Origin of the sequence: Humisphaera borealis (genome assembly GCF_015169395.1) — a bacterium.
In the GTDB taxonomy this organism is placed as follows: Bacteria; Planctomycetota; Phycisphaerae; order Tepidisphaerales; family Tepidisphaeraceae; genus Humisphaera; species Humisphaera borealis.
The window spans coordinates 3,476,995-3,500,225 of sequence record NZ_CP063458.1 but is presented as its reverse complement, the minus strand read 5'-3'; the positions used below and the strand labels follow the sequence as shown (position 1 = coordinate 3,500,225).

Genomic DNA, 23,231 nt, shown 5'->3' with positions numbered 1-23,231 from the left:
TTTTGACAGACCAATTTCATACCGTACAATATACGAACAAACGGCGGGATTGCAAGCGTTTTCTTGCAGCGGTGATCGAGGCGGAGAGTTTTAGCACCTGAGTGTTTCCAGGGTGCCATGGGCTGCGGTACTCCGCTGCCCGTGGCTAAGCATGACCCCGAGGTCACCGCCCCGCACCAGGAGAGTGCGCCAGACATGGCATCCGAAATTCCCAGTGATCGTCCCGATCGTCCGTCTCGGGTTCGTTCGGCGGAAACGCCTTGGGTTCGTTCGGCGGAATCGTCCCGGGTGAGTGGCGCAATACAAGAGTGCACCTGCGGTGCGACCGCTAACCGGGTTGCGTGCCGGGGGCTGTGCTAGTCCGGCTCAGACGTCTCGGGTTCGTTCGGCGGAATCGCCTTGGGTTCGTTCGGCGAAGTCGTCCCGGGCGAGTGGCGCGAGACACAAGTGCACCTGCGGTGCGAGCGCTAACCGGTTTGCCCGTCGGGTGCTGAGAGCGTCCAACTCGGACGTCTCGGGTTCGTTCGGCGGGATCGCCTTGGGTTCGTTTGGCGGTGTGCGTTGCTCCGGCGCTACCGGCCTTTGTTCATGATCTGCTCGATCTCTTCTGCTTCGACGGGAATGTTTCCGGTGAGGTCGATCGGGCCGGACTCGGTGACCACGATGTTGTTTTCCAGGCGTACGCCGAACCCTTCATCGGGAATGTAGATGCCCGGTTCGACGGTGAGCACCCAGCCGGGGGCGAACGGCTCCCACATCGGGCCGACGTCGTGGACGTCGATGCCCAGGACGTGGCCCAGCCCGTGCATGAAGTATTTCTTGCACGCCGGCTCGTCTTCGGTGTGCTTGTCCACCTGCTCCTGGGTGATCAGGCCCAGTTGCAGCAGTTCCTGGTTCATCATCGCCCGTGACTCGTTCTGCCACTGGCGGTGCATTTTGCCGACCGTCGCGCCGGCGATGCTCTGCCGCATGACGCGCAGGACCGCGTCGTACACCTTGCGTTGTCGCGCGGTGAATCGGCCGTTGATCGGAATCGTGCGTGTCAGGTCGGCGGCGTAGTTGGCGTAGTTGGCGGCGACGTCCATCAGTAGAACGTCGCCGTCCTTACACTGCTGGTCGTTGCTGTTGTAGTGAAGGACGTTGGCGTTGCCGCCGGAGGCGATGATGGCGTTGTAGGCGAAGCGGGCCCGGTTGCGGGTGTATTCGTGGGCGAGTTCGGCTTCGACTTCGTTTTCCCAGACGCCGGGCTTGACGAACTTCAGCAGTCGGTCGAACCCTGCCGCGGTGATATCGACGGCCTTCTGGAGCAGGTCGATTTCCTGCTGGCTTTTGCGTACGCGGAGCTTGTGCAGCAGTGGGGCGAGTCGGCGGTAGGTGTGCAGCGGGAACGCCGCCTGGGTCTTGTGGGCGAAGCGGGTGTCGGCGTTGTCGTGCTCGACGTGGGCCCGGCCGTGCTCATTGGCATTCAGGTAGACGTTCTGCGCCTCGATCATCAGCGACCGGAACGCGACCGGAAACTCGCTGAGCCATTTGATGGTCGTGATGCCGGTCAGCGATTTGGCTTCGTCCTTGGAGAGCTTGTGGCCTTCCCAGATTTTGAGGTACTCGATCGGCTCGCGGACGAAAAGGATTTCGCGGTTCCGTTCGTCGGCGGCCTGCGGAAAGAGGACCAGGATCGTCTCTTCCTGCTCGACACCGGTCAGGTAGAACAGGTCGGAGTTGGGGACGTAAGAGACCGACCCGTCGGCGTTGGTAGCAAGCTGATCGTTGGCGACGACGACCGCGAGCGAACGCGGGTCGAGCATGGCGGCGAGCCGCTGGCGGTTGGCAATGAACAGGTCCGCAGGGATGGGAGCGTGGCGCATGGGTGCGGGATACTACCGCAAGACGCTGGGAACGCGCAGTGGGATATATCTCACTGGGAAAGACCCGAAGCGGCGCTGTCGTGACTTCACGTGGACGGATAATGGGCAATTATATGATATGGCGGTTCGAGGTGATTCGTCGGAATGATTGTCTGACGGCTGCTTCTGGGGTCAATTTGTCTTGAATTTCGGGGCAGGTAAAGTGAATATGAGAGATCGCGGGGCTACCGTACAACGTAAGCCCGCGCCGTTGTCGTCTCTCAGCGGAGGCGAATGGTGGCATTTCGGGCCACCGGATTGTTGTTCCATTTGCGAATTGCCGGGGTGTTCTCGGTGGTCGCATCGACTTGTGTTTTCGGAGGCCTAGGCCATTTCTACGAATTTCCGCCACAACCATCAGATCCGCATTTCGCCGATCTTCCTGATCGATCAGAACGACAACAAGATTGGTCCCACGTCGCTCGCCGAGGCTCAGCGCCGCGCGCAGGAAGCGCAGATGGATCTGGTCGAAGTTGCCCCCAACGCCCGTCCCCCGGTCTGCAAGATCATGGACTACGGGAAGTGGCGTTATCAGCAGCAGAAGAAGGAGCACAAGGCGACCACCCACAAGGGCGGCCGGCTGAAGATGCTCAACGTCGATACGGTCCGTATCGGCGAGCACGACCTTGAGATCAAGATCAACAAGGCCCGCGACTTCCTCAAGGAAGGCAACAAGGTCCAGTTTACGCTCCGCTTCAAGGGCCGTGAGCTGGCCCACCTGAACCTCGGCCGCGATCTCTTCGACAAGGTGAAGAAGGAACTGTGGCTGGTGTCGAAGGTGGAGCGCGACGCGAAGATGGAAGGCAAGCGGATGACGCTGGTCCTTCAACCGGATCACAAGAACCCCAACGCCAAGCCACCGCAGCCGGGCGTCAAGCCCGGTGCCGCTGGCGCTCCGCCGACCGGTCCGATGACGGCCGGCGCGGGACTGAACATTCCGCAGCGTCCGGGTGCCGCTCCGGCGGCAGGTGGTCCGACCTCGGCTGGCCCGGCTGGCCCGGCTGGTCAGGCGTCACCTTCGACCGGTCCCGGGACGACCGCTCCCGGCGGCGCTCCTCCGGCCCGCCCGATGCCCGTTCGTCCGGTGGGCGCGCCTCCGGCGGGCCCCGTCGGCGCACCGGCGTCGGCACAGCCTCCTCGGCCGGCTACTGCACGACCCGCACCGGCTCGACCGTCGCCGGTCGGGGCCGGGACGACGTCAACCCCGAAGACTTGAACTGAAAACCAGAGACGAAGAGACTGAGAATCGAACAGACGGAGTGGAAGAACAGTTGGCTGCTTTTTCCACTCCGTCTGTTCGTCTATTGGTCTTTTTCTCTGTGTCTTGAAAAGGACTCGCCGCGTGCCCAGCCCGTCGCTTCGCGAACTCCTCACCGTCGCCGCCGACGCCGCCTACCTTGCCGGCCGTCGAACGCTTGCCTACTTCAACACCGGCGTCGAGGTCGAGATCAAGGCTGATGACAGCCCCGTCACCCGCGCCGACAAAGAAGCCGAACAGCTCATTCGCGACATCGTCGCCAAGCGGTACCCCACCCACGCGATCCTCGGCGAAGAAGGGGGCGAAACCAACGGCGATCCCGACCACAAGTGGATCATCGATCCCATCGACGGCACCAAGAGCTTCATCCACGGCGTGCCGATGTACGGCGTGATGATCGGCGTCGAAGTCCGCGGCCAGCCGGCCGTCGGCGCGGTCTACCTGCCCGGCACCGATGAACTGGTCCTCGCCGCGACAGGGCTCGGCGTCACGCACAACGGCCGGCCGGCGAAGGTCTCCGATGTCAGTCGCCTGAAAGACGCCTGCCTGCTGACCAGCAGCTTCCAGGGCAGCCTCGAACGATCGGATGCCTATGAGAAGCTGATGGCCGGCACCCGCATCAGCCGCGGCTGGGGCGACGTCTATGGCTATGTGCTGGTCGCGACCGGCCGGGCGGAGATCATGCTCGACCCGAAGATGAACCCGTGGGACTGTGCGGCGATCGCACCGATCATCCGCGAAGCCGGCGGCCGGTTCACCACCTGGGCCGGCGAAGACACCATCTGGGGCCCCGACGCCGTCGCCACCAACGGCGCGCTCTATCAGGAAGTCATCACCGTCCTGAAGAACGAGAAGCGGAAGTCGGCCGATCCGGTGCGGTCGATCTGACCTGGTCGCAGGTCGTGCTGCAAAGGGGAATGTCTTGTCGAAGCCAGGCCCGGTCATTCTCGCGGCGATGCTTACTCTGCTACTGGCGGCGGCACTCCCCGGTGCCAACCCGGCCACTCGCCCGTCCGCGCCCACAGCCCCAAAGAAGCTCACCCTCGACCCCGGCAAGCCGCTGGTTCACGCACCGAGCGGCTTTGAGTTCCCCTTCAACGTCGGCGCGTTCCGCAGGGCCGTTGCGTACACCTTCGACGACGCCGGCGAGAACCTGTCCGTCGGGTACAGCGACCCGTCGCTCAAGATCATCCTGACGGTCTACGTCTACCTCAGCAACGGCCTGCCGCTCGACGTGCACTTCAAGCAGACCAAGGCCGAAGTTACGCAGGTCAACCGCACAGCGAAGCTAGCCGAGGACGGGTCGATCACCATCCAGCACGGCAAGCGCGGTTACGAAGGGCTGCGGGCGCGGTATCAGCTGCGCGGCATGCTCGGCGGCGTCGAGCAGGACCTGGTCTCCGAGGCATACCTGTTCGTCAGCGGGCGATCCTTCGTGAAGTTTCGGCTGACCTATCCCGCCGCCGACGCCAAGGCCGCCGCGACGCGGGTCGAGTTCTTCCTGAAGACGCTGGCGTTTCCCGAACTGCCGGCGACAAAGCCGGCGCCTGGTCGGTGATCGCCCCAAGATGGAATTGTCCGTGCCTTGGGCGGGGTACGAGCATGGGCCTGCCGGGCGGGTAGCGGGCAGAAATCGATACCCGCCGGGGTGGGGACGCGATATACTTGTCGATCATCTCGAGACATCGCACCACCGACCCAGGAACGCAAATGCCGGGCACATTCCAGCGTCGCTTCGCGAAAAGCGCGGCTTCCCATCGCCTTGGTTTCTCAATGATCGAACTGCTCGTCGTCATCGGCATTCTCGTGCTGCTGGTGTCGATCCTGCTGCCGACGGTCAGCGCCGCTCGATACAAGGCCCGCCTCACCACCTGTGTATCCAACCTCCGACAGATTTCCATCGCGGTGAATGCCTTCGCGATTGAGCACGAGGGGAAGTTTCCGACCCTCGACATGCCATCGACCGGCGCCAATCTCTGGGACGTGCCTTTCGGGTTTTACGACGTTCTCAGGAAGCAGGGTGTGCCGCACTCGGCGTTCATCTGCCCCGCCGCGCACCAGGAACCTGAGCAACTGGAAGCCGGCTTCGACCGGGCCAAGGGCTTCTACATTCTCAACTACAATGTCTGGATTCCGAGACAGAACGGCAGCAACGCGCTGAACATACTTCCTCCGCCACCCACCTACACTGGCGCGAAGTTTGTGATCGTCAATCCCAGGCCGACCGAAACGTTCGCAGGGCCCGCCAACATGGCCGACGAGCGCGGCATCCGTAACCCGATCATCTCCGACATCGTCGGCAGCGAAGGCAGCATCAATCCTCCCGCAAACGCCGACCTGACGGCCGACGGCAATCCGTACCGCCTTCACCCGATCACCAATCACCGCAACGGCGACAAGATCCATTCGATCAACCTGGGGTTTGCCGACGGACACGTCGAAACCAAGCGCGGCAACGAGATCCGCCCGTACTTCAGGGGCAATTGGTGGAACTGGAGGTAGTTCAACGGCACGTGACATGGCATGCGAGTTCTCTGCCCGACCGCCAGCTCGCGGCGATTGGGGTCCACAAGATCGCGACCCGAAGGGTCGGTGACGATTTCCGTCGGCAAACGGTTTGAGTCAGTCAACGTAGAGCTTTGCGAGAACCTCGATTCGTACGCGGCGGATGCATGGGCCTGCTGAACTGGATCAAGAAGCTCGTGAGCGGAAAGTCGCCGGGGCGACCATCTGGCGGCCAATCCGCGAGCGATCTGGCGCGCGAGTTCGGGCAGACGATTGATCCGGGGTTGCTGGCTGGCCAGGGCTCGCAGCCGCCGGTGAATCAGCCGCCGACCGTGCCACCTCAGCGGCCTACCGTAGTCAAGGTTCCGGCCAATTGGATCAGTACGGGTCAGGCCCCGTCTTCGGCGACGAACACGCCTAACTCGGCGGCCGCGAGCACCATCCCGTATGCCTCGCTCGCTCTGCGAGCGGCCGTTCCGCCCGCACCCGCCAACCGACTGTCACCGTCGCCGGCCGAAAGCTTTGACTACGATTTGGGCCCGTTTGCGCCCATCTCCGCCGATGATCTGCGAACCGGCGCTGATCGGCTCAAGAACAACTGGAACAACCTCTGGCTGTTCGGCCGCAGCAATCGCATTCCGCCGGCCGACGACCCGCGGACCAAGCTGATCGACCGGGCAATGATCACCGAGGGCCTGCTGACACCACAGGAGCTGGCGGAGATCCACGCCGTCGGCCAGGCGTACGATGCCGCGCGACCTGACCTGCAAGTCGAGCTGGCCAAGGCGCAGGTCGCGGTGACACTGCCCGAACAGGAACGCGCCGAACGCAAGGCCCGCAAGCAGGCCGAGGCCGCCGAGCGAAAGCGAAAGCACGCCGAGGCCGTCGCGCTGCGGAAGCAGGCCGACATCATCTTCCTCGGTCGTGGCGTGTCGAACCAGTTGCACGACCGGGTGAGCGACGTCGCGAAGCTGACGGCGATCGGCTTGCCGGCGCTGTCGACCCCGGCGGATGTCGCGGCGGCGATGGATCTGCCCGTCTCCCGCCTGCGATGGCTCGCCTACCACTCCGACGCCGCGACGGTGAGCCACTACGTTCGTTTCACCGTCCCCAAGCGCAGCGGCGGCACGCGGCAACTTGCCGCCCCGCACGACTCGCTCGCCGAGACGCAGCAGTGGATCCTGGCCAACGTCCTGTCGCGCGTGCCGACGCACGATGCCGCACACGGTTTCGTGCCCGGCCGCAGCACGGTTACGAATGCCATGCCGCACGTCGGTAAGCCGCTCGTCATCAACTGCGATCTTCGCGACTTTTTCCCGACGATCTCGTTCGGCCGTGTCCGTGGGATCTTCAAGCAGCTCGGCTACTCGCCAGCGGTGGCGACGATCTTCGCGCTTCTTTGCACAGAAAGCCCGCGGCAGGAAGTCGTCTACGCCGGCAAGACGTTTCACGTCGCGACCGGGCCGCGGGCGTTGCCGCAGGGGGCGTGCACGAGCCCGGCGGTCAGCAACCTGGCCAGCCGCCGGCTCGACTCGCGGCTCGCCGGCATCTGCCGCAAGCTGGGCTTCACCTACACGCGCTACGCCGACGACCTCACCTTCAGCGGCGACGCGGCGCTGAACGACAAGGTGGGCTACCTGCTCGCCCGCGTGCGGCACATCGCCGATGACGAAGGTTTCGCGGTCAACGAGAAAAAGACGCGCGTCCAGCGGCCACACGTCGCGCAGAAGGTGACAGGTATCGTTGTGAACGACCGCGCCGGCGTTCCGCGCGATGTCGTCCGTCGGCTGCGGGCGATCCTGCACAAGGCCGGCAAGGAAGGACTCGCCGCCCAGAATCGGGAGAATATTCCGCACTTCGAAGCGTGGTTGCGGGGGATGATTGCATACGTCCACATGGTGAACCCGAAGCAGGCGAAGCCGTTGGCCGAGGCGATGGGCCGGATCGCACCGACCACGACATAGTCGAAAGTCGCGTACCGGCAGACATGCATAGGAAGTCATGCAGGCCCAAAGGGCTGGGTAGTGCATCGATAGGCATAGAGGCCTGAAAGGCCGAGGTAGATGCATCGGGTGCCATGGGCTGACGTACTCGTCTGCCCGTGGCGATGCCTGCAGGACGTCGCCACGGGCAGCGGAGTACCGCAGCCCATGGCACCCAGACGGTGGCTCTGACGCTGGAACAAATTCTCACTCCGAGACACTCATGAAACTCGCCGTACCCGCGTTTCTTTCGCTGCTGATCGCTCCCCTCTCGGCGATTGCCGCCGATGCGCCTTCTCGCCCGCCCAACATCGTCCTCATCTTCGCCGACGACCTGGGCTGGAAAGACGTCGGCTACAACTGCACCGACTTCTACGAGACGCCCAACCTCGATCGGTTCGCGAAGCAGGGCATGGTGTTCAACCGTGCCTATGCGGCTGCGGGCAACTGTGCGCCGAGCCGGGCGTGCATGCTGTCAGGGCAGTACACGCCGCGACACCATGTCTACGCTGTCGATTCGACCGACCGCGGACCGAAGAACCTCATGCGGATGGTGCCGGTGCCGAACAAGAGCGGCCTGGCCCCGTCGCAGGTCACGATGGCCGAGGCACTCAAAGCGGCGGGTTACGCTACCGGGATATTCGGAAAGTGGCATCTTGGCGGGCCGGACGGCGCACCGCCGGCGTCGCAGGGATTCGACGCCGCGACCGATCCGGGCACCAAGGCACGTGGCAAAAACACGGACGATCCCAAGGGCGTGTTCACCCTCACAAAGCTCGCCGGCGAGTTCATGGAGAAGAACAGGGACAAGCCCTTCTTCTGCTATGTGCCGCACCATGGCATTCACAGCCCGCTGGAAGCACGGGCGGCAACGCTGGAGCGCTTCCAGAAGAAGGCCGCCGGCAAGCAGCACAGCAACCCGCTTTACGCCGCGTGTCTGTACGACTTCGATGATGCCGTCGGACAGCTGTTGAAGAAGATCGCCGACCTCGGGCTCGAGCAGAACACGCTGGTGGTGTTCACGTCCGACAACGGCGGCACGCAGCAGTCGTCGCAGGAGCCGCTGCGCGGCAACAAGGGGTGCTATTACGAAGGGGGCATTCGCGAGCCGATGATCGTCCGCTGGCCGGGCGTGACGAAGGCCGGCAGCACCAGCGATGTGCCGGTGATTAACATTGATTTCTACCCGACGTTTCTCGAAGCCGCCGGTGCCAAGCCGCCGGAAGGCAAACTGCTCGACGGCACGAGCCTGCTGCCGCTGCTCAAAGGTGGCGACAAGCTGTCGCGCCAGGCGATCTTCTGGCACTTTCCGGGGTACCTCGACAGTCCGGTCATCCGCGGCCGCGATCCGGTCTTCCGCACCCGTCCGGTGTCGGCGATGACCACCGGTCCGTGGAAGCTGCTGCTCTATCACGAGGAATGGCAACTCGATGGCGGGGCGGACAAGATCGCGACCCATAACGCCGTTGAGCTTTACAACCTGATCGAAGACCCGGGCGAGCGGACCAACCTCGCGGCTTCGAACCCCGCCAAGCGCGACGAACTGGTCGCCGCGATGCTCGCCTGGATGAAGCAGACTGATGCGCTGCTCCCGACGCAGAAGAATCCCGCCTACGACCCTTCTGCCAAGCCGGAAGGGGCCCGTCGCGGCAAGAAGGCCGCCAAGGACGCATCAGATTGACGTCCGGCGATCCGTGGGTGACGGAGTTTTGCACGGTGACACCAGTGCGCCCGGCACTAGAATCTCGGACGCGTCGCGCCGTCGTACGGTCGACAACAGTTGTTCGAGCACTTGTGCCGAAAACCAATCTCATGACCCGTCGTTACGCCCCGTCGCTTTTCTTCGTCCCCGCGTTCCTGCTGGTGTGTATTGCCGGCTCGGCGAACACCCTGGCTCAGACCGGGCCGGAGCTTCTGCTCGCGCCGTTCCCGAAAGAGCTGAAGCTCGACGCCAATGCGTATGTCGGGTTTCGCGACACCGGCCATGACAAGGCGACTGATGCCGACTTCCGCCTGGACATCTTTGAAACCCAGGGTCGGTTCCGCCTGAATCCCGGCGATGTCGCCAGTCCGCGGATCGGCTACTCGTTCAGCTACCTGAACATCGACAGCTCGATCGCCGGCATGCCCGAACACCTGGTCAACCAGTCGATCGGGTTTGCTATGCCTATCGCACAGCAGGACGGCTGGATCGTTGGTTTCTCCGTCGCGGCGGGGTATGCCGGCGATAGTTTCTTTGGCGACGGAGATGCCTTCTACGGTAAGGCGGCGATCGGTGTGTTCAAACAGCTCTCGCCGACCGACACCATCGCGATCGCGATCGATTACAACGGCAACCGAACGTTTCGGCCGGACCTTCCGCTTCCCGGTTTCGCCTATATCAAGCGGGTCGACGAAAGGCTGCTGCTGACGCTGGGCATTCCCGTGACGAGCATCGAATGGCAGCCGATCGACAAGCTTCGTGTGCAGTTCGGCTATCTGCTGGTGGATAATGTGACGGCGCGAGTGGGTTACGAGGTTTTCAGCGGGTTTGAAGTGTTCGGGCTCGCCGCGCAGCGAAGCGGTGCGTTCTTCCTCGACGGGCTGGACGGCAATAAGGAACGCCTGCTCCTGCAAGAGCGCAACGCCGAAATCGGCGTCACTTACCACCGCAAGTCAAGCCATATCGACGAGCCGGATATCGAGCTGACCGCGGCAATCGGCTACTCCTGGAATACGGAGTTCAGCACCGGCTGGGATCAGAGCGACAGTGAACTGCTCGCCGACGTCAGCGACGAGCCCTATATTCGCTTCGCGCTGGATGTGCGGTTCTAAACCCCGCGGTTAGGATGTCTCACTCATACAAAGCCCACGGACGGCGGTCCGTGGGCTTTTTTGTCGGGACTCTTACTGCGGACATCGGAGCGACATGGATCTCGCGATCGACCTTCACGACGTCGCCAAGGTGTACAAAGGGCGGGTCCACGCGCTGCAGGGGATCGAGATGCGCGTCGCCCGCGGGGAAGTCTTCGGCCTGCTCGGACCGAACGGCGCGGGCAAGAGCACGCTCGTCAAGATCATGATGACCGTCATCCGTCCGACACGGGCGGTCGGCACGATTCTCGGCCAGCCTGTCGGCCATAAGCCGACCCTTCGCCGCGTGGGCTACCTGCCCGAGAACCACCGCTTCCCCCGCTACCTGACCGGCCGGCAGACGCTGGAGTTTTTCGGCGGGCTGGCGAAGGTCGATCGGCCGACGCTGCGGAAGCGGTCAGCCGAGCTGCTTGAAGTCGTCGGCATGCGCGACTGGGCCGATCGCAAGGTGTCCACGTATTCCAAGGGCATGATGCAGCGGATTGGCATCGGCCAGGCGCTGATGAGCGACCCGGATCTGGTCGTGCTCGACGAGCCGACCGACGGCGTCGATCCCGTCGGGCGGCGCGACATCCGCGACGTCCTCAACCGCATCCGCGAGCAGGGCAAAACCGTCTTCATCAACAGCCATCTGCTCAGCGAACTGGAGATGATGTGCAACCGCGTGGCAATCCTGGTGCAGGGGCAGGTGGCCAGGCAGGGCACGATCAACGACCTGACCGCCAAGAGCCAGCGGTATGACATTGAGGTGGAAGTGCCGCCGCACGAACTGCCGGGGTTGCCGGGTACCCTTGGCGCGCGGCTGGGGGTGGCGTTCGAGCAGGCACCGGCTCCGCTGCCGGCGATACCGGTCGGTGCGCCCCTTCCGCCGGGTGCGCGTCCGCCGCCGTTGCAAACACCGCTGCACAAAGGCGTGCTTACCGACGGGCTGTGGATTGAGCTGCGTGGCGGGGTGCTGAGCATCGGCACCGCCGAGGCGGCAAAGGTGCAGCCGGTGCTCGACGCGCTGCGACAGGCGGGCCTGACCATCCGCCGGGTGACGCCGGTTCGCCAGAGCCTTGAAGACCTGTTCATGGAAGCGGTCACCGACCCGACCACAGGCCAGGCATTCGCGCCCGGCGCGGGCAAGGCGAAGGCTCGTACGAGCGGCGGGGTGATGCCATGAATCAGACGATTGCGATACTTGTCGACGCCTACCGCGAGCTCAACGCCCGCAAGATGTTCTGGATCTCGGTGATCCTGTCGGGGCTGTTCATTGGGGCGTTTGCGCTTTTCGGTGCCGATGAAACCAAGCTGTCGTTCCTCTGGTTCGATTGGCCGATGCCCATGGCCCGGACCTTCTACAAGGTCTATCTGTTGAAGCTGGCATTGGTGACGATCTGGCTCACCTGGGCAGCCGTCATCCTCGCGCTGGTCTCGACCGCCTCGATCTTCCCCGACTTCATCGCGAGCGGATCCATTGATCTTTATCTGTCGCGGCCGATCGGACGGCTGCGGCTGTTTCTGACCAAGTATCTCGCGGCGCTGCTGTTCGTGATTCTGCAGGCGACGATCTTTTCGATCTGTGCCTACTTCGTGGTCGGTATCCGTGCCGGTGAGTGGAAGCCCAGCCTCTTTCTGGCAATTCCGCTGATCACGATCTTCTACAGCTACCTCTACTCTGCCTGCGTTCTGCTGGGCATGTGGACGCGGTCGGCCATCGCCGCGCTGCTTCTGACGATCCTGTTCTGGCTCCTGCTGTTCGGTCTGCACTTTGCCGAGTACGGCGTGCTCTACATGAAGCTGCAGTTGAACGCATCGGCCGCAATTCAGGACCAGCTTGTCGCCGATGCCGATACCGAACTGGTCGAGATTCGCGAGCGAAAGTCGGTGCTGAACATGTTCGGCACGCAGGAGTCCGGCGTTCGCGAGAAGCGCGAGTTGGCCGTGAAGAAGGGCAAAGAGCTGCGCGAGTCGGCGGTGTCGTGGAACAGGTGGCACGACATCCTGTTCGCCGCCAAGACGGTGCTCCCAAAAACATCCGAGACGGTGTCGCTTCTTGACCGCAAGCTCTTCGAGACCGATGAATTGGCCTCGCTCGACGAAGAGATGCGAAATCAGCGCCGCGCCCGCCGGCCGCGCATCGGCGATAACGAGATGTCTTTGAGGATGCGCGCCGAACGCGAAGCTCAGATGGGCGTGCAGCACGAGGCGTTGACCCGATCTCCCGTCTGGGTGATCGGCACGTCACTGGCGTTCGAGGTGGTCGTCCTCGGCATAGCGGCGTGGGTCTTCTGCCGGCGGGATTACTGACGCGTTGAAATCCCGAAAGGCATCCCGCTAATCGGGGGTATTCACTGCGGCGGCAGATCTGTCGGCGGCTTGTTGTCCTTCGGTGGGATGCGATCGATCGACGACTTCAGCTTCGTCTTCTGATTCACTTCGCCGCCGGTGGTCAGGAAGAACTTGCCGTTGTCACGGGCCCCGGCGTCGCAGTTGTCCAGCGGCGTGCGGTCGCCGGTGAAGCGGACGCTGGGTACCGCCGCCCATTCGCCGGCGAGCGACTTCACCCAGGCGTTGCCGAACTCGGCGGTGCGCCGCTCGTTCACGCTCTTGCCATCGCGGCGGAAGTCTTCGACGAACGAGTAGTAACCGCCCAGTGGCTTGCCGCCGGTGATCGTGCGGAACGTCACCAGGTGCTTCCACGCCTTCTTGTCGTTCAGGTAGAAGTAGCCGCTGAAGCTTGTCTTATTCCCCTCGGGTTTGGCGCGGACGAGGAACCTGCAGGTCTCGCCGATCCTCCACGGGTAGCTGAAGAAGCTTTGGCCGCCAGTCCCCTCGCCGCCGAAGCGGCCGAGCCGGACATCCGGGTCGTGGTGCAGCACTTCAACGCGTTTGTCGGCGGGGACGGCCTTAACGTCGTCCCCCTTGTAGTTGTCCCAGATGGAGAACAGGACCACCTTGTCGGTTTTCCCACCGTCGCCGGCGACACCTTTGCTGCCGGCCAGTTCCTGCATGCCGAAGTAGCCGTGGCCGAACCCGCACGCCATGAAGTAGCTGCCGCGGGTGGAATGCTCGATCGACATTTCGTTGTAGAAGTCGGTGCCTTCCGGAGCGTTCCACCAGAGGTGAACCGAGCGGGCGGCGCGGGGCGCATCGACCTTTGCAGCCTCGGCTGGCGGCTTGGCCGGTGGTACCGGGTCGGCATGCGAGATCAGCGCGATGGACAATACAACGCCAAAGGCAACAACCGTGTTTCGCATGAGAACGCTCCGTGCCGCCAGGATTGGGAGTGGCAGCGGCAAATAAACTCGCTTGTGCGTGATCGCGCGGCCCCCTATCGGGCTAGTTCCCGTTCGGTCGCAGGTCGCGCGGCAGGCTGCCTGTCGGTGACGGGGTTGTCGGGCCCGGCCTGCCGCCGCGGGCCGGGACGGTCGCCGGGGCAGCTTCGCGGATCTTGTCGAAAACTCGTTCGCCGTCGGGAATGCTCCAGATCCGCCGAATGGTCGGCTCGTCGGTCGGGACGATCGACGTCTTGGTCGATTCGATGGTGCTGCCGAGATACTCGCCCTTGTTGGTTACCCAGTGGAGCGTGGGCGCGCCCTCGTAGCCGATTCGATCTCGAATCGGAATCGCCCGCAGTTTGCCCGAGGAACCAGAGATGACCGAAGGCGTCGCCGTCTCGGCCTCGACGTCGATGTAACGAGCCATCACCTGCCGAAGGTCGCCCACGTAGGTCGCGACCATGTACCCCTTCTGCTCGTTCGGCGGGATCAGCCGGGGCAGCATCGAGACCAGTGCCTGCGGCAGATAGAACGGCGGAAGCGGGCGGACGACGGGTTCCAGGTTCGCCTTGCCGCCGAAGAACTCGACCTTCAGGCTGTAGGACTCCCGCACGTTCACCCAGGGGTTGTTCGGGTCTCCGTTTTCACCGATTTGGAACTGCTTCCCCGGGACCTTCGGATCGGCCGCCAACACGCGGCGCTGCTCGAACTGCGTTGCGCCGACTTCGTTGAGCTTCTTCCAGGGGTTCTTGGCATCCTTCGGCTTGCCGTCGTCGAAAACGATCATCTTGGTCCAGTTTTCCACCCGGCGGTCGAGCGTGGTGAACATCGACGCCTCGGATTCCTCCCGGGGGAACGGCAACACCTGGCCGGCGGCGTTGATCTCTGTCATCAGGCGGCTTCGTACGTCGATGGAGATGCCGTCGTTGCCCCCCTTGGGATCGACGTCCGGCCGCTCGACGACATAGCTGTAGCCGATGTCCTTGCCATCGCGGATGATTCGCATGAACTGCTGCGGGATCAGCTTGCTGTTGAGGGCTCGGCCGTCGAGGTTGACGAACAGCCCGCGGGTGCGGAACAGCCGGGCGTCCTGATCGGCCTTGATCTTCTCCAGGTCCAGCAACTGGACGCTGTCGATGATCGACCGGAACGTCGCGACGGCCTGCGACTCGGTCGGGTCGACGGTCTTTTCTTCGTTGCGGTCGTCCTCGGCGACGTCCTTCCGGCCCGGCGAATTGAACGACAGCAGGAAATACAGCCGCGGATTGGCCTCGATGATGGCGTGCTGCGCCAGCCGGCGTTCGCCGTTCTTGGTGTAGCGCATCACGATCATGCCGACGTCATACTTGCCGATGTTGGTCGGGTCGCCGCCGCGGAGGATCTTGGCTCCCGGCAACTGCTCGTTTAGCGCCGCCAGCGTGTTCTCGACGATGCCCGGCTCCCAGACTTTCTTGAAGTCCTTCTCCACCTGCGTCTGCAACAGGTGCTGGGGCTTGGGGAAGCTTCGGCGGATGAGAGAGAGGCTCCAGTCGGTCCGCTGTCCCTTGGCGGGGTTGTCCAGGCGGTCAACGAACCGGACGAGCTCCTCCCGGTCGGGTTCAACAATCGCCGTCCACCCGGCGGGCGGGCGGACGGAGATGCCGGCGCTGGGACGCTCGAAAGCCTTGCCCAGCGGAAGTGTGTTCGACCCCGGCGCGCCGGGCAGCACCGGACCTGCCGATGCCGGTCCCGACGGCGCGATCGGGTTGATCAGCGCCGGTTCGCCCCTGACGGGAGGGTCCGACGGAGCCGACTGTCCGATACCGACGGTCGCGAAGGCGCTGCAGGTGGCAACTGCGAGCAACTGAAGGGCCCGTCGGAAGTGGGTTGGGCGCATCGGCAAGATCCTCAAAACTTCGGGTGGGGTAACGACGCTGATGGAAACCCGCCGGGAGACATACCGTCAGGGATTGCGATCGCCCTCCGGCGGATCGGCAGTATAGCACGTGGGCGGGGCGATCCTGAAAGCTTTTCGAGCGACCGAGTACGCCCATTCAACCGTTCAAAGCCAACGTCCTTGACTCTGTAGAACGCGTTTACGACATCAAAATCAAGGTTCGGCGGTTTCCCAATGGCTTTGATTTGGGAAATTCGATGTTTCTGTGGCGCTCATCGACTGACGGATCAATCGTCGCGCGGGAAACACTCAATTCCTTGCCCGCGAGAAAGAAGCGGGCAACGTCGCTCACTTCCGGGGCACAGTCTCACGCCAAGGCAAACCCATTCAGTAGCGCGTCACGACGGTCAGGGACCGGTCGGCCGCCGCAGCCAGCCGCCTTTTCCGGTTCGCAAGAAGGGTCTGGCTGCGCCAAATCTTCGCTCCCTCAGGGTCGTGGCTTGTTGCAACTGCCATTCGCGGCCACACCTACCTAGTTAGTATTTTATTAGGTTCGACTCAAAAGTGCAAGCCTTTTGTCGCCCTTTCGACCTGCAGAACAAGCGTGACCGTTCGACCGAAGGAAACTATTCGACTGACGTGGCGTCTCAAAGTCGGGTCGGCGTGACTGGTCATGGAGGCCGCCCGTTCGGGAGTTCGCTTCATGGTTCGCTTCGCAGCATTCAGTTTGGCTCTTTTGTTCGTTGTCGTCGTTGCGTTGCGCACCGCAAACCAACCGGCGGCTGGCAAAGGCGTGCCTTCCGACCTCGACCGCAAGATCCAGGGGACCTGGCGCGGCGGGCCGTGCATGGGCGAACTCGATTTGTCGCCGGACGGAACGTTCGCACGGCGATACTACACGCCCGGCGGCAACACCCTTGGCGGAACCTGGGAGGTCAGGTGGAACGCTATGCCGCCGAGGTTGTTCCTAAAGTGCCAGTCGTCCGATAACCCGGATTTTGAAGGCAAGACCGAAGAGCTGATCGTGGCCGGTCTAAATGATAAGTATCTCGTTTACGCACATTTCGGCGGGTCCGGCGTTGCGAGATACAAACGCGTCATGAAGTCCGATGAGGATGTTGCGTCGGCACCGTAGTGGGGATCGGTCCAAGCTTGGCCAGGCACTGCTGGACGAGTGCCGGTCGGCGGGAAGGGAATCGTCGTAATCGCACCCGCTTAACTCGGCCGCGGTGGTTGAGCGATTCGTCGGCTCGCGCGCGATCGCACAATCAGGGTCCAGACGCACAGCACGATCCCCCCGATGAATCCTGCGAGGTAGCTTGCCGAGTGAGCCCAGAGGGCCGTCAGAAAATCGACGTGCCGGTCGGCCGGGACGCGTGACGCCAGAGGCTCCAAAAGCCAGACAGAGCCGCCTGACGCTGCCGAGCGTCCAACCAGACCCGCGACAATCGCCAGTACACCGACAATCGCCAGCGTGATCGAAAGTGGGGCAACGAGTTGCGATGTGCTCAGCTTTGGGCAGGAGCCTGCCCGAGCAGTGATGGACAATGGAACCCCGAGACCCAGTCCCACCCACCAGGTCGCGATGATGCCCCAACCAAGACCCAGGAGCGTCGGGTCCTTCGTCGCGAAAACTGGCGGGTGACCTATCGTGAAATACTCGACGCAGATGCGCGCCGTGATCTGGTCATGAAGGATGCCGTAAAGCACGGCCGCCGCAATGCAGAGCAGAATGATCTTGAACACTTGCATGATCCCACCCCCATCTAGACCGAAGGCCATTCGACGGGGGTCGAATGGCCTTCGTGTCGGTCGAGATTGTTGACAGCGGTTACGCCAGCGTGCCCAGTTCCATCTCGTGCAGGCCCTTGCCGCTCGGAACCATCGGGTACACGTGCTCGTTGGGCTCGACGTAGAAATCGACCACCACCGGGCCCTTGTGGGTGATCATTTCCTTGACCGTCTTGGCCACGTCGGCCTTGTGGTCGCAGCGGATGCCGCGGATGCCGAACGCCTCGGCCATCTTGCTGAAGTTGGGGTTCTTCATCACCGTCTGGCTGTAGCGCTTGCCGTAGAACAGGTCCTGCCACTGCTTGACCATGCCCTGGAAGTCGTTGTTGAGGATGCAGATCTTCACCGGGATGTCGTACTCGGCGATCGTCGCCAGCTCGTAGCAGGTCATCATGTAGCTGGCGTCGCCGTCGATATCGATGACGAGCTCGCCGGGCCGGCCGAGGGCCGCGCCCATGGCGCTGGGCAGGCCGAAGCCCATCGTGCCCAGGCCGCCGCTGGTGATCATCTGTCGCGGGTAGCGCCAGCGGATGAACTGGGCCGCCCACATCTGGTGCTGGCCGACGCCGGTCGTAAAGATCGCGTCGCCGCCGGTCTGCTTGTTGATCTCTTCCAGCACGAACTGGGGCTTGGCGTTCTTGCTGTCGTCGAGGTAGCGGAAGGGGTACTTCTTCTTCCAGGCGTCGATCGTGGCGAACCACTCGTTGCGGTCGCGGTGCTCGATGTACTTGAGCATCAGTTCCAGGCTCTGCTTGGCGTCGCCGACGACGGTGACGTCAACGTCCACGTTCTTACCGATGCTGCTCGGGTCGATGTCGACGTGGATGATCTTGGCCTTGGGGGCGAAGGTCGCGAGGTTGCCGGTGACGCGGTCGTCGAACCGGGCGCCCACGGCGATCAGCACGTCGCACTCCTGGACGGCGTAGTTGGCATACGCCGAGCCGTGCATGCCCAGCATGTGCAGCGACTTGGGGTCAAGTTCATCGAACGCGCCCATGCCCAGCAGGGTGGTGGTGCAGGGGATGTTGCCCCGGTCGGCGAGCTTGCGGACTTCCTGGTACGCGCCGCTGATGATCGCGCCGCCGCCGACATACAGCACCGGCTTCTGTGCCTTGTTGATCAGTTCGGCCGCATCCTGGGCCTGCTTGTCATGGCCGGCGTGCGTGCCGACGAAGCGTCGCTTGGACACCACGTGCGACCGCGGGCTGTCATCGACTTCGTCGGGACAGACGGCGACCTGCACGTCCTTCGGAAGGTCGATCAGGACCGGGCCGGGCCGGCCGCTGCTGGCGATCAGGAACGCCTCGTTCACGACGCGCGGCAAATCGCGGACGTCCTTCACGAGGTAGTTCCACTTGGTGCACGGGCGGGTGATGCCGGTGACGTCGGCTTCCTGGAAGGCGTCGTTGCCGATCGCCTTGGTCGCGACCTGGCCGGAGAAGACGATGATGGGCACCGAATCCATCTGGGCCGTCGCGAGCGGGGTAACGGTGTTGGTCGCGCCGGGGCCGGAGGTCACGATGCAGACGCCGGGCTTGCCGGTCGCGCGGGCGTAGCCGTCGGCACAGTGGCCGGAGGCTTGCTCGTGGCGGTTCAGGATGAACTTGGCGGGGGTGTTATAGAGTTGGTCGAACATCGGCAGGATGGCGCCGCCGGGATAGCCGAACATGGTGTCGACCTTGTGGGGGCCGACGAGCATTTCGTGAAGGATCTGGGCGCCGATCTTGCCCTTGTACTTGGGCTTGCTGGTGGCGGTGGAGGTCTGCGGAGCGGTTTCGGTTTTTGGAGTCATGGTGGTCTCGGAAGTCAGGAGTCAGAAGCTGGAAGTCGGGAGCCTGAAGGTCGCCGCCGACTTCGCTTCGGTTCGATTGCTGGGATTCCGCCAGCGCCACGACCCGAGGGTCGCAAGGGGCGGGAAAGATACCCGCCAACGGCACCGGTCGGCAACCTAAATGTTCACAAGTTGTAGTGAAAACGCGAGTTCTGGATACGCCGGGAAAAGCGTTTTTTGACGGCTACCGGGCTTATCGGTCGGAGGGGGGTCGGTCGCGGTGTGGATTGCTTTGCTCGAATCCAGCGGCCAGCGGTACCGACCTATCGTACGACCACCGTGCCCGGTAGCCGTCTAATAAGTCGAGGAATGCGAAGGAGATAACCCATGGGAACCGGATTCATCGTGTGCCTAATGCACCGCGCCAACTTGCTGCAGGCCTTCCACGGGAAGCGCTCGCGCAGGGGCACTTAGGGAAGAATCGTAAATATCAAAGTCCTCGTGGTCAAGGCTCGGCGGCACATATCCAGGTAGCTTGCTGCGTTGGACTTCGAACCAGTACGCATCGACCACCCGCTTCTCAACCTGCTGGCGGCACCGCGCGTTGATCGGATGCGCGACGTCGGCGTGCAGCTTCAGGCGCGTCGTGCCGTTGCCCTGGCGATACTGAAGATAGCGGTCCTCGTTCAGTCGGCCGCCACACTGGTTGCAGTATCGGGCTCGCAGGTGGTTTTTCTCCCCACAATCCGGGCAGTGGTCCGAGAGCTTGCGCGACGGCATCGCCAGGAAAAGCCCGTCGTTGCCTTCGATCAGTTTGACGTCGCGGATGACAAACGTGTTGTCGAACGTCAGCGAGCAGAACGCCCGCAGTCGGCTGCCATGGCCGTGACGGGCGACGACCGGCTCGTGGCTGGTGGCGCAAAGGTTGATGCGGATTTCGGTCAACTGCATAACGGATCTCCAAAGGGGCAGAGGTGAAGAGATCACAGGTTTTTCGAGACACGGACGATGTGGACGACGTTTCCGGCCTGACAGACCGGGGGTGCTCAGCCCAGGGCAACGCCCTGGGTTTGTATGATCGATTCCAACACGGCCTGAAGGGCCGCGATAGAACCGCGCCAGGCCGGGATCGCGGACTTTCAGTCCGCATTGAATTGCACTCGCTTACCCAGGGCGTTGCCCTGGGCTGAGCGACCTTGGCCCTTCAGGCCGAAGACGGGATGATCGGCACTCCAACCCCGACAACCATCACTGCTTGCTCCTCAATCCCGAACTCCCGCAGATGAATCCGCAGATAGTCGCGGACTTCGGTCGCAGTGCGCTCATCGCCGAACAGCGTGAACAGGCTCGACCCGCTGCCGCTCATGCGCACCGGGCGGACGGATTTTCGTTCCGCTTTCAGGCGGATCGCCTCCAGCTCGGGGCGGATCGCAAACGCCGGAGCCTCCAGGTCGTTCACGAGCATGGTCATCAGCTTCGCCGCGGGCAGTTTCGCCCAGGCGGCCCAGTCGGGCTCGGTCTCGACATCCTTCTGCCGCCCGAGGCCCATCGCGTCGAACTTGCGATAGACATCGGGCGTCGGCATGTGGATCGGCGGCAGGATCAGCACGGCCCATTTCGCCGCCGGCGGCGCGATCGGCCGGACGATCTCTCCCCGGCCGGTGCAGACGGCGCTGGGGGCGCTGAAGAAGAACGGAATGTCGCTGCCCAGTGTCGCGGCGATTTCGGCCATCTGGTCGGTTGTCAGGGGCGGCTCGCCGGCGATCAGTCGCTCGGCCGCCAGCAGCGCACACGCCGCATCTGAACTCCCGCCGCCAAGACCCGCGCCGGCGGGTGTTCGTTTGAGGAGCGTCGCGCGGATGCCCGCTACGGCCGCCTGCCCGGCGTCGGACCGGCGTTGCGCCCACGCTTTGATCATCCGCACGACGAGGTTTCGGTCGTCGTTCGGCACGATCGGGGGATCGCACGTGAGGTCAATAAGCGATTGTGGCGTAGGCGTCTCGCCTGCCGCAGGCGGGACGCCTGCGCCACAAAGTTGCATCGTCAACGTGTCAAAGAGCCCGACCGTCGTCATCCACGACATCAGCGGATGAAAGCCGTCCGCCCGGGGCGGACCGATGCGCAGGTGCAGATTGATCTTCGCGGGACAGTCGACGCTGACGGCGTTCGGCACGGCGGTTTCGGCTCCAATGGGCATACCGGCGTTGGTGTCGTCGGACCGGGGCCGGGTGTCAAGCCGGCATTCATGCCGGACGTACCTGACCCGAGCCCTCCCGGCGACATCAGCCGGCGACATTGGGGCGCATCACCACCGAATTCGAACGTGAAGTCATTTGTCATACTCCTCGGCCGAGTCCGAGATGTTCCGGTGCCGGCAGCAACACGATGTGTTGGAGACAAGGTGTCTGGTTGCCTGGCAACGCGTCGGCCAAACAAACGAACCGCGAAATGATCGTCAGCCCTGCGGGCCTGGACGTGTCGAGTGCAAGCTTAACGATGCGGCGGGGCGAGGTTCAACAGAAAAGTGAGCTACTCGAACTTCTGCCCGGTCCATTTCCGCAGGTAATGCAGTGGCGCATAAGGCCACGCCATGAATCGGCCGGGCAGCCATAGCAGACTTCCGCCGCGAACGGCCGCCACGGAAAGCGACGACCTCAGGCTGGCCGTCCCGCCCGGCTTCTGAAGCACGATCGGATCCCACCCCGGCCGACCGCCGATCAGGTTGAGTCCTGCCTCCCGGTAGGGACTTAGACTTGCGCTGTACCGGCGATTCTGCCGCAGATGCGTTGGGTACCAGGGCAGGATCAGGAAGTAGGGTGCACTGACGTACAGAACGCCGCCGGGACGCAGGTACGACACCAGCGTCTTGACCAGTCCGGGCACGTCGGGCACGTGCTCCAGGACGTCCAGGCAGGTGATGGCGTCGAACTGCCCGGTCGGGATGGATGCCGGGTCGGTCAGCATCGGGATGCTGATCCCCGCTCCCCGAAAAAGCCTTTCGGCGAAACGCGGCCCGTCGCCTGGCAGTTCGAAATAAGTGACACGATGGCCGTGCCGCGCCCAGTGCAGGCAGTCGAACCCCATGCCGTCGCCGATGGACAGCACCTCAAGGGGCGACTTCTGCATGATGCTTGAGACCCGGTCCATGTGGCGGGTGATCCACTTTCGCATGCCCCTTTTGAGGCGATTGCGGTTCCAGACGGCAAGCTCGTAAAGAAACGCATCGGTCGAACCGTAGAACGCGTCCATCGCCGAGCCAGGCTCGTAGCGACGTCCGCCGCGGGCGGCAAAATCTTCGGAAACCGCGGTTCCTGGCCGGGCCTGCTCCGCCAGCAGCCGTCGGTGCGCTTCTTCAACCGTCACGCCAGACGCGTCCGCGACCAGTTGTGACATCTGGTCCAGGTCGCGAAGAGGATCGAAATGCGTGAGGTCGGTCATGTGCACCGAAAGAAACTTAGCGAATCAGGAGTCTGCCGTCGCTACGTCAAGGTTTCGGTTCTGATCGATTCGAAAGCAGGAGAGTTGCGACAAATTGACGTGCTTGGATGCAAATAAGAACGCCAAGGATTGGTATTTTCGAACGTTTTGCCGGTTGCGGGACGTCAACTTGAGTTACAATTGCACACAGCGACGAAATAGCCGGGTAGGCCGAGAAATTATGTCGTGCTTGCCTGGAGCTGACGGAACCAGATTTGTTCCGTTGCTGAGACGGTCGAGCCTGGAGTTGAGATGAAAACAGCGAAGTCCGAAGGAACATTTCTACGGCTGCAAATTGCCGAAGACGCCAAGACCTCTCTGGAACGCCAGGCGAGCCGCCACGGCATGAGCCAGACCGAACTCGCCAGTCGTTTGGTGGGTTGGCTCGTGGGTCAGCCGCAACTGGTTCAGGCGGCCGTACTCAACAACATCAATTCGACGGTCGACGCCGATCTGTCGGCTTCGCTGCGGGCACGCATTGGTGCCACGGGCTCGGCCGCCACGCCGAAAGCCTCCCGCGCTTCCCGCGGCGGCAAGTCCCCCTGATCGCG

General features: G+C 63.2%; 19 protein-coding genes. 11 read left to right on the top strand and 8 right to left on the bottom strand.

Annotation, left to right across the window (positions count from 1 at the left end; genetic code table 11):
• Nucleotides 1–572 precede the first annotated feature (572 nt).
• On the bottom strand, nucleotides 573–1,865 hold the full coding sequence (locus IPV69_RS13060) for an aminopeptidase P N-terminal domain-containing protein (RefSeq protein ID WP_206295555.1): 1,293 nt from the start codon (nucleotides 1,863–1,865) through the stop codon (nucleotides 573–575).
• A 370-nt stretch (nucleotides 1,866–2,235) separates the two neighbouring features.
• Here IPV69_RS13060 and infC point away from each other — a divergent pair, with 370 nt between their 5' ends.
• The 9 genes from infC (at nucleotide 2,236) to IPV69_RS13015 (ending at nucleotide 12,794) form a co-directional block, all read left to right on the top strand.
• The gene (gene infC, locus IPV69_RS13055; protein WP_206295647.1) at nucleotides 2,236–3,120 is read left to right on the top strand and encodes a translation initiation factor IF-3; all 885 of its coding nucleotides are present in this window, start codon (nucleotides 2,236–2,238) and stop codon (nucleotides 3,118–3,120) included.
• A 126-nt stretch (nucleotides 3,121–3,246) separates the two neighbouring features.
• The gene (locus tag IPV69_RS13050; RefSeq protein WP_206295554.1) at nucleotides 3,247–4,050 is read left to right on the top strand and encodes an inositol monophosphatase family protein; all 804 of its coding nucleotides are present in this window, start codon (nucleotides 3,247–3,249) and stop codon (nucleotides 4,048–4,050) included.
• Between the two features lie 34 nt (nucleotides 4,051–4,084).
• On the top strand, nucleotides 4,085–4,720 hold the full coding sequence (locus tag IPV69_RS13045; RefSeq protein WP_206295553.1) for a hypothetical protein: 636 nt from the start codon (nucleotides 4,085–4,087) through the stop codon (nucleotides 4,718–4,720).
• Between the two features lie 215 nt (nucleotides 4,721–4,935).
• Nucleotides 4,936–5,664 (top strand): type II secretion system protein, encoded by a 729-nt coding sequence (locus tag IPV69_RS13040; RefSeq protein ID WP_206295552.1) that lies wholly within the window; start codon nucleotides 4,936–4,938, stop codon nucleotides 5,662–5,664.
• A 170-nt stretch (nucleotides 5,665–5,834) separates the two neighbouring features.
• Nucleotides 5,835–7,631, top strand: a complete 1,797-nt coding sequence (locus IPV69_RS13035; RefSeq protein WP_206295551.1) for a reverse transcriptase domain-containing protein — start codon at nucleotides 5,835–5,837, stop codon at nucleotides 7,629–7,631.
• 241 nt (nucleotides 7,632–7,872) lie between these two features.
• Complete coding sequence (locus IPV69_RS13030; RefSeq protein WP_206295550.1) at nucleotides 7,873–9,330, top strand: sulfatase; 1,458 nt, start codon at nucleotides 7,873–7,875, stop codon at nucleotides 9,328–9,330.
• A 131-nt stretch (nucleotides 9,331–9,461) separates the two neighbouring features.
• Complete coding sequence (locus tag IPV69_RS13025; RefSeq protein WP_206295549.1) at nucleotides 9,462–10,463, top strand: hypothetical protein; 1,002 nt, start codon at nucleotides 9,462–9,464, stop codon at nucleotides 10,461–10,463.
• A gap of 94 nt (nucleotides 10,464–10,557) precedes the next feature.
• Complete coding sequence (locus IPV69_RS13020) at nucleotides 10,558–11,667, top strand: ABC transporter ATP-binding protein (protein WP_206295548.1); 1,110 nt, start codon at nucleotides 10,558–10,560, stop codon at nucleotides 11,665–11,667.
• Nucleotides 11,664–12,794, top strand: a complete 1,131-nt coding sequence (locus IPV69_RS13015; protein WP_206295547.1) for an ABC transporter permease — start codon at nucleotides 11,664–11,666, stop codon at nucleotides 12,792–12,794. The genes IPV69_RS13020 and IPV69_RS13015 overlap by 4 nt, the downstream gene beginning before the upstream one ends.
• Before the next feature lie 41 nt (nucleotides 12,795–12,835).
• Here IPV69_RS13015 and IPV69_RS13010 read toward each other — a convergent pair whose 3' ends face one another.
• Nucleotides 12,836–13,744 (bottom strand): DUF3472 domain-containing protein, encoded by a 909-nt coding sequence (locus tag IPV69_RS13010; RefSeq protein ID WP_206295546.1) that lies wholly within the window; start codon nucleotides 13,742–13,744, stop codon nucleotides 12,836–12,838.
• An 82-nt stretch (nucleotides 13,745–13,826) separates the two neighbouring features.
• Nucleotides 13,827–15,641, bottom strand: coding sequence for a hypothetical protein (locus IPV69_RS13005; protein WP_206295545.1), 1,815 nt, complete (start codon nucleotides 15,639–15,641; stop codon nucleotides 13,827–13,829).
• 703 nt (nucleotides 15,642–16,344) lie between these two features.
• Here IPV69_RS13005 and IPV69_RS13000 point away from each other — a divergent pair.
• Entirely contained in the window at nucleotides 16,345–16,776 is a 432-nt protein-coding gene (locus tag IPV69_RS13000) for a hypothetical protein (RefSeq protein ID WP_206295544.1), read from the top strand.
• A gap of 80 nt (nucleotides 16,777–16,856) precedes the next feature.
• On the opposite strand, the gene IPV69_RS12995 is transcribed toward IPV69_RS13000, so the two are convergent.
• The 5 genes from IPV69_RS12995 to IPV69_RS12975 form a co-directional block, all read right to left on the bottom strand.
• Entirely contained in the window at nucleotides 16,857–17,393 is a 537-nt protein-coding gene (locus IPV69_RS12995) for a hypothetical protein (RefSeq protein ID WP_390884390.1), read from the bottom strand.
• 79 nt (nucleotides 17,394–17,472) lie between these two features.
• Nucleotides 17,473–19,224: a biosynthetic-type acetolactate synthase large subunit gene (ilvB, locus tag IPV69_RS12990; protein ID WP_206295542.1), complete on the bottom strand. Its 1,752-nt coding sequence runs from the start codon at nucleotides 19,222–19,224 to the stop codon at nucleotides 17,473–17,475.
• 390 nt (nucleotides 19,225–19,614) lie between these two features.
• On the bottom strand, nucleotides 19,615–20,154 hold the full coding sequence (locus IPV69_RS12985) for a SpoVG family protein (protein WP_206295541.1): 540 nt from the start codon (nucleotides 20,152–20,154) through the stop codon (nucleotides 19,615–19,617).
• A 253-nt stretch (nucleotides 20,155–20,407) separates the two neighbouring features.
• The gene (gene ispE, locus IPV69_RS12980; protein ID WP_206295540.1) at nucleotides 20,408–21,400 is read right to left on the bottom strand and encodes a 4-(cytidine 5'-diphospho)-2-C-methyl-D-erythritol kinase; all 993 of its coding nucleotides are present in this window, start codon (nucleotides 21,398–21,400) and stop codon (nucleotides 20,408–20,410) included.
• A 332-nt stretch (nucleotides 21,401–21,732) separates the two neighbouring features.
• Nucleotides 21,733–22,641, bottom strand: a complete 909-nt coding sequence (locus IPV69_RS12975) for a class I SAM-dependent methyltransferase (RefSeq protein WP_206295539.1) — start codon at nucleotides 22,639–22,641, stop codon at nucleotides 21,733–21,735.
• A gap of 291 nt (nucleotides 22,642–22,932) precedes the next feature.
• Here IPV69_RS12975 and IPV69_RS12970 point away from each other — a divergent pair, with 291 nt between their 5' ends.
• On the top strand, nucleotides 22,933–23,226 hold the full coding sequence (locus tag IPV69_RS12970; protein ID WP_206295538.1) for a hypothetical protein: 294 nt from the start codon (nucleotides 22,933–22,935) through the stop codon (nucleotides 23,224–23,226).
• Nucleotides 23,227–23,231: the final 5 nt, after the last annotated feature.